This window comes from bacterium, from assembly GCA_021157605.1.
Lineage (GTDB): Bacteria > Patescibacteriota > UBA1384 > JAGGWG01 > JAGGWG01 > JAGGWG01.
This window is the reverse complement of the sequence record JAGGWG010000018.1, coordinates 1-5,871: the sequence shown is the minus strand read 5'-3', so window position 1 is coordinate 5,871 and position 5,871 is coordinate 1. Positions and strand designations below refer to the sequence as shown.

5 protein-coding genes and 1 tRNA gene are annotated in these 5,871 nt (G+C 37.7%); 5 read left to right on the top strand and 1 reads right to left on the bottom strand.

Annotation, left to right across the window (positions count from 1 at the left end):
• A tRNA-Asn gene (locus J7K05_02470) sits at positions 1-75 on the bottom strand.
• Between the two features lie 228 nt (positions 76-303).
• On the opposite strand from J7K05_02470, the gene J7K05_02465 reads away from it, so the two are divergent.
• The 5 genes from J7K05_02465 to serS all read left to right on the top strand — a co-directional run.
• Positions 304-642: a hypothetical protein gene (locus tag J7K05_02465; GenBank protein MCD6195033.1), complete on the top strand. Its 339-nt coding sequence runs from the start codon at positions 304-306 to the stop codon at positions 640-642.
• Between the two features lie 101 nt (positions 643-743).
• Positions 744-2,372, top strand: coding sequence for a CTP synthase (locus J7K05_02460; protein ID MCD6195032.1), 1,629 nt, complete (start codon positions 744-746; stop codon positions 2,370-2,372).
• A complete protein-coding gene (gene lepB / locus J7K05_02455; protein ID MCD6195031.1) occupies positions 2,369-3,649 on the top strand; it encodes a signal peptidase I in 1,281 nt (426 codons plus the stop codon). The genes J7K05_02460 and lepB overlap by 4 nt, the downstream gene beginning before the upstream one ends.
• A gap of 35 nt (positions 3,650-3,684) precedes the next feature.
• On the top strand, positions 3,685-4,827 hold the full coding sequence (gene thiI / locus J7K05_02450) for a tRNA 4-thiouridine(8) synthase ThiI (protein MCD6195030.1): 1,143 nt from the start codon (positions 3,685-3,687) through the stop codon (positions 4,825-4,827).
• A gap of 36 nt (positions 4,828-4,863) precedes the next feature.
• On the top strand, positions 4,864-5,871 hold a 1,008-nt coding region (serS, locus tag J7K05_02445), incomplete at its 3' end, for a serine--tRNA ligase (protein ID MCD6195029.1).

Here is a 5,871-nt window from a genome sequence, read left to right as displayed (position 1 = left end):
TGGCTCCGGGGGTGGGATTCGAACCCACAACCTACTGGTTAACAGCCAGTTGCTCTGCCATTGAGCTACCCCGGAATAGAAACATATTTATCCTAACAAAGCTTTTCTCCTTTATCAACGGAAAACAAAGAGTGTAAAACACGGTTTTAGGGAGTTGAAAAAGGGTTATTTGGCTGTTTCTGGAGCATTAGACTCTATAGTTTAAGTCAATTGCGCCACTATGATGCAAAAAAGATAAATTTTGTGGAGAATTTAGTCAGTAGTTTGGTATAATAAAAGCAGTTTATAAACTAATCAATCAAAATGGTCAATGTAGGCAAGTGGGCATTTATCATCGGTGTTATTATTGCTGTGATTTCTGGGTTCTGGACAGTTCCAGCTGTTACTTTAGTAATGGTGATTTTGGGGCTTTTGGTAGGTTTCCTTAATGTGACTGGTGAGGAAACCCAAATCTATTTGGTTGCTTCTGTGGCTTTGATGATTATTGGCGCCACTCTTTTGAATCAGACTGTGCTTAGCACTTTGACTTCTGTGCTTGGTGACTGGCTGCAATCAGTATTGACTAATTTTGTCGCTTTTGTTACTGCTTCAGCTTTAGTAGTGGCTTTGCGGGCCATTATTGTTTTGGGGCAGTCTGAATAGACAGGGAAGAAAGGCGGAGAACTTTAGTCTCCGCCTTTCTTTTATTATTTAAGGCAAGATTTCTCTTGCTGATTGTTTTTGTCGTATGCTAAAATGTGTAGATGACCCGCTATATATTTATTTGCGGTGGTGTGATCTCTGGTGTAGGTAAAGGTGTCGCTACAGCCTCAATCGGGGCTATTTTAAAATCCAAAGGTTTTAAGGTGTCAGCAATGAAAATAGATCCTTATTTAAATGTTGATGCTGGCACAATGAATCCAATTGAGCACGGAGAGGTTTTTGTTACAGAGGATGGAGAGGAAACTGATCAGGATGTTGGTCATTACGAACGTTTTTTAGACAACAATATTTACGCAGTAAACTATATGACCTCTGGTAAGGTTTATCTTTCTGTAATTGAGAAAGAGCGTAATCTAGAGTATGACGGCAAATGTGTAGAAACTATCCCCCATATTCCTAATGAGGTTATAAGAAGAATTAAAGCGGCAGAGAGAAAAACAAAGGCGGACTTTTTGTTGATTGAGATAGGCGGCACAGTGGGCGAGTATCAAAATAATGTTTTCTTTGAAGCTGCGCGCCGGCTTAAATTAAAATATCCAGAAAAAGTCCTTTTTGTCTTGGTTACTTATCTTCCCATTCCTTCTAAGTTGGGGGAGATGAAGACCAAGCCTACACAAATGGCAATCAGAACCCTTAATTCTTTGGGTGTCCAGCCGGACATTGTTTTGGCCAGATCCCAGCTTCCCTTAGATAGACCTCGCAAAAGAAAAATTTCTGTATCAGGGAATATTGACATAAAAGATGTTATCTCTGCGCCTGATGTGGAATCAATTTATGAAGTGCCCCTTAATTTTGAAAAAGAAAAAATAGGTGAGAGGATTTTAAAGAAGTTTGGTCTTAAAAACAGACCCTCTCGTTTTAAGGAATGGGAGCGTTTAGTTAAGGTGATTGAGACTGCTAAAAAAAGTTTGAAGATTGGTATTGTAGGGAAGTATTTTCAAACAGGAAAGTTTGTTTTGGCTGATTCTTATATTTCTGTGATTGAAGCTATCAAACACTCAGTTTGGCATTTTGGCTTTAAGCCAGAAATTAAGTGGCTGAATGCAGAAGAGTATGAGAAAAATTCTTCTGCCTTGAAGGAGTTGGAGGTTTTTTCTGCAGTTATTGTTCCCGGTGGATTTGGTAAAAGGGGGGTGGAGGGGAAGATTTTAGCGATTAAGTATGTTCGCGAACACAAAATTCCATTTTTAGGACTTTGTTATGGTTTGCAGCTGGCAACAATTGAGATTGCCCGCCATTTAGCTGGCTTGAAAAAAGCCCACACTACTGAAGTTGACTCCCATACACCTTTCCCGGTAATTGATATTTTACCTGACCAGAGAGAAAAAATAGAAAAGAAGGACTATGGGGGCACAATGAGGCTTGGTGCCTATAAGTGCCAACTCAACCAAAACAGTTTAGCTTATAGAGCTTACAAAAAGAGAACGGTTTATGAACGCCACCGACATCGGTACGAAGTCAATAATAAATTTTTGCCCCAACTCAAAAAGGCAGGTTTAAAAGTAGCAGGTAAAAACCCAGAAAGAAATCTGGTAGAAATCATTGAATTCAAAGACCATCCATATTTCGTAGCTACGCAGTTTCATCCTGAGTTTAAGTCTCGTCCCTTACGTCCGCATCCGTTGTTTAGAGAACTAATACGTCAGGCAATAAAAAGAGCAGGGATATGAAGCACTTGAGGTTTATTTTTGCCTTTTTCTACTCTTTATCCCTTGCAGTTATTTTTTTAATTGTTGTTTTAATTTTTTCTTACCAATTGGCTCGGATAGGTCTTTTTGAGTGGCCGGTTATAGTCAAGGTTCAAGGTCATTCAATGGAACCAACCTTAAAAGATGGAGAACGACTAATTTTTTCTCGTTTTTTTGAAAATCGTCAGATTCATCGCGGTGATATTGTAGCTTTTAAGAATGAGAAAACAAAAGATGAATTTGGAAATCAGGTAGGTTATGTGAAGAGAATTATTGCTTTGCCTGAGGAAGAGGTAATGCTTAGAGATGGTTTTATCACCATTAATGGCAAGGTGCTTGAGGAACCCTATATTAAGGCTAAAAAGAGCACCTACTCAGAAAGTTTTACGCCTGAATGCCGCAAAATTAAAGTGCCAAAAGAGAGTTATTTTGTTTTGGGGGATAATCGGATGAGTTCTAAAGATTCGCGTGATTTTGGCTTTGTCAAAAAGACAGATGTGTTTGCTATTCGTTACTACAAAAATACTTTTTCTTTTTCTGATTTGAAAATAGAGTTAGATGCTGAAAAAATTATTGATAGCTTCAACCAAGAAAGAAAAGAAAACGGCTTTACGCTTTTAACAGAAAATAAGTTGCTTGACCAAGCGGCTTTGTTGAGAGCGCAAGCTATTGCCGAGTATAATGACTGGACTGAGGGAGCGAAAAAATCAAACTTTAGTTATCTGGATGCAATCCGTAAGGTTGGCTACAGCAATATTCTTTATGCTGAAATTTTTGATGGTGGCTATCTGAATACTGAGGATCTTGTGGGTACCTGGCAGCAGAATGAAAGCGTAAAGCAAATTTATCTTGACCCTCGTTATCAAGATATAGGAGTAGGGATAACAAAAGGCAGTTTTGGTGATTGTGATGTTTTAGTAGTTTCAGTAATTTTAGGGGGATATGAACCACCTAATTATTCGCAAGAAGTTGTATCCTCTTGGAAAAATGCTTTGAATAACTTAAAAGAGATTTATCCTTCCTGGCAGGAGCTAAAAAACAACCAAAAAGTTTATGAGGCCAAAAAAGCTGAAATTGATAGGATTTGTGAGATAATTAGTTTAAGGATTGCAAGGATTGAAAAAATTATTGCCCGCTTTGAGAATAATGAGTATCTCACAAGCAAAGAAAAAGAATGGATGGAAGAAGATGAAAAATTAGCAAAAGAGCAATCAGATTTAGCTGATGAGATTAATAGTTATATCCAAGGCAAATATTGATTTTGAGTTCTTTTAGGTTGTAAATTAGTGAGGATATGAAGCAGGTATTTTTAATTCATTTTTCTGAACTTTCTCTTAAAGGAAAAAATAGAGCTTTTTTTGAGCGAATTTTAGCCCAAAACATAAAATCTAAAATTAAAGGTGAGCTCAAAAAGGAGTTTGGTCGGTTTGTTTTTAAAACCAAGGATTTAGATGCTAAAGAAAAACTAGCTAAAATACCCGGTATTTCAGATTTTGCGTCCGCGGAGATCGTAGAAAAAGATTGGAAAGAGATTGAAAAAAAAGCTAAAGAGTTAGCCTCTTGCTTAAATAGCCCTTTTAAAGTAGTGGCTAAGCGTTCAGACAAAACTTTTAAATATAACTCTCTTGAAATTGAAAAAAGGTTGGCATCCTTAATAAAAGAGAGTTTCCCTCATTTGCATCCCTCATTCCGTGCCTTTAACTCTATTCTTTATGTAATTATTGGCCAATCTTGCGCTTTTTTATTTGTTAAAAAACAAAAAGGTATTGGCGGCCTTCCGGTTGGTTCTTCAGGCAAAGCTTTTTCTTTTCTCTCCGGAGGGATTGATTCTCCAGTAGCTAGTTTTTTGGCAATGAAGCGAGGGATAAAAATAGAGTTTTTACACTTTTTTAATGAAACAGAGCAAAAAGAAGGGGTAAAGACTAAAATTAAAACTTTGGGGCAAAAGTTATCTGAATACCAGACGCAAACAACTCTTTGGCTTGTGCCGTTTGGAAAAATCCAGCAAAGAATTATTGCTTTTTGTCCAGACAAGCTAAGAATGATAGTTTATCGTCGGGCAATGTTTAAAATTGCCAATCTTTTAGGTTCACAGCGCAATATTAAAGCCTATGTCACTGGGGATAGTGTGGGGCAAGTAGCTTCTCAGACTTTGCCTAATATTAAGGTTATTTGGGCTTCAGCCCAACTTCCGGTTTTAGCTCCTTTGGTTGGCTTTAATAAAGAAGAGACCATTGATTGGGCTAAAAAAATAGGGACATATGAGGCTTCAATTTTGCCGTATCAAGATTGTTGCCGTTTTATGATTGCTGAGCATCCAGAGACTCAGGCAGAGTTAGATAAGATTGAAAAAATAGAAAAAGCCTTAAAGGCTGAGGAATGGGGGGAGTTATTTAAAGAGGCGCTTAAAACCAAGGAGAAAATTAGTTTTCTGTGAGTTGAAAAAAACCTGTTTTTAGCTTAATTTAGATTTATGCTTGATTTGAATTTTGTCTTAAGAAACAAACAGCAAGTGGCTGGAAATGCTTTAAACCGCGGGATTAAAGTAGATTTAGATTTAATTGAAAAGCTGAGCAGGCAACGACGGGACATTCTTCAGGAGGCAGAGGCGTTACGGCGGCGGCAAAAAGAGATTTCTGCCCGTATCTCCAAGTCAGAAAATAAAAAAGAGCTTATTAAAGAGGCTTCGGAAATTAAGAAGAATCTAAAAATACTAGAAAAGAAGATAGAAAAGATAGAGCCGAAATTAAAAGAAGAACTTCTAAAAGTTCCTAATCTTACCCACCCTAAATCACCTATAGGAAGCAGTGAAAAAGAAAATAAGGTTTTAAAAACCACTGATAAGACCAAGTTTAGTTTTCAGCCTAAAACTCATGTTGAGTTAGTTAAAAAATTAGATTTGGCTGATTTTGGAAGGGCGGCTAAAGTAACGGGGAATAAATTTTACTACTTGAAAAACGAAGCTGTACTTTTGGAGTTTGCTTTAGTCCAGTATGCGTTTGATATTCTTCTTAAAGAAGGGTTTAAGCCTTATCTTACGCCTGATTTGGCTAAAGATGAGATCATTTTGGGGTCAGGTTTTACTCCGCGAGGTCCTGAAAGTCAAATTTACTATATCTCAGATTTGCCTTTGGGTTTGATTGCCACAGCGGAGATTACTTTAGCCGGATTGTATTCAAAAGAGGCTTTGGATGAAAAAGATTTACCTAAAAAGATAGCTGGTTTTTCTCACTGCTTCCGCCGCGAAGCAGGTACCTATGGTCAAGAATCTAAAGGTCTTTACCGGGTGCATCAGTTTTCAAAAGTTGAGATGTTTGTGCATTGTTTGCCTGAACACTCTGATAAAATGCATCGATACATTCTTTCTTTAGAAGAGAAGATATTTAGCGGTTTGGGTATCCCTTATCGGGTGATTGATTGCTGTACCGCTGAGTTGGGCGGGCCAGCTTATCGCAAATTTGATTTAGAGGCTTGGCTTCCC

Coding starts and splice junctions, on each gene's coding strand:
- thiI (MCD6195030.1), top strand. CDS start 3,685: ATGAAGCAGGTATTTTTAATTCATTTTTCTGAACTTTCTCTTAAAGGA.
- J7K05_02465 (MCD6195033.1), top strand. CDS start 304: ATGGTCAATGTAGGCAAGTGGGCATTTATCATCGGTGTTATTATTGCT.
- lepB (MCD6195031.1), top strand. CDS start 2,369: ATGAAGCACTTGAGGTTTATTTTTGCCTTTTTCTACTCTTTATCCCTT.
- J7K05_02460 (MCD6195032.1), top strand. CDS start 744: ATGACCCGCTATATATTTATTTGCGGTGGTGTGATCTCTGGTGTAGGT.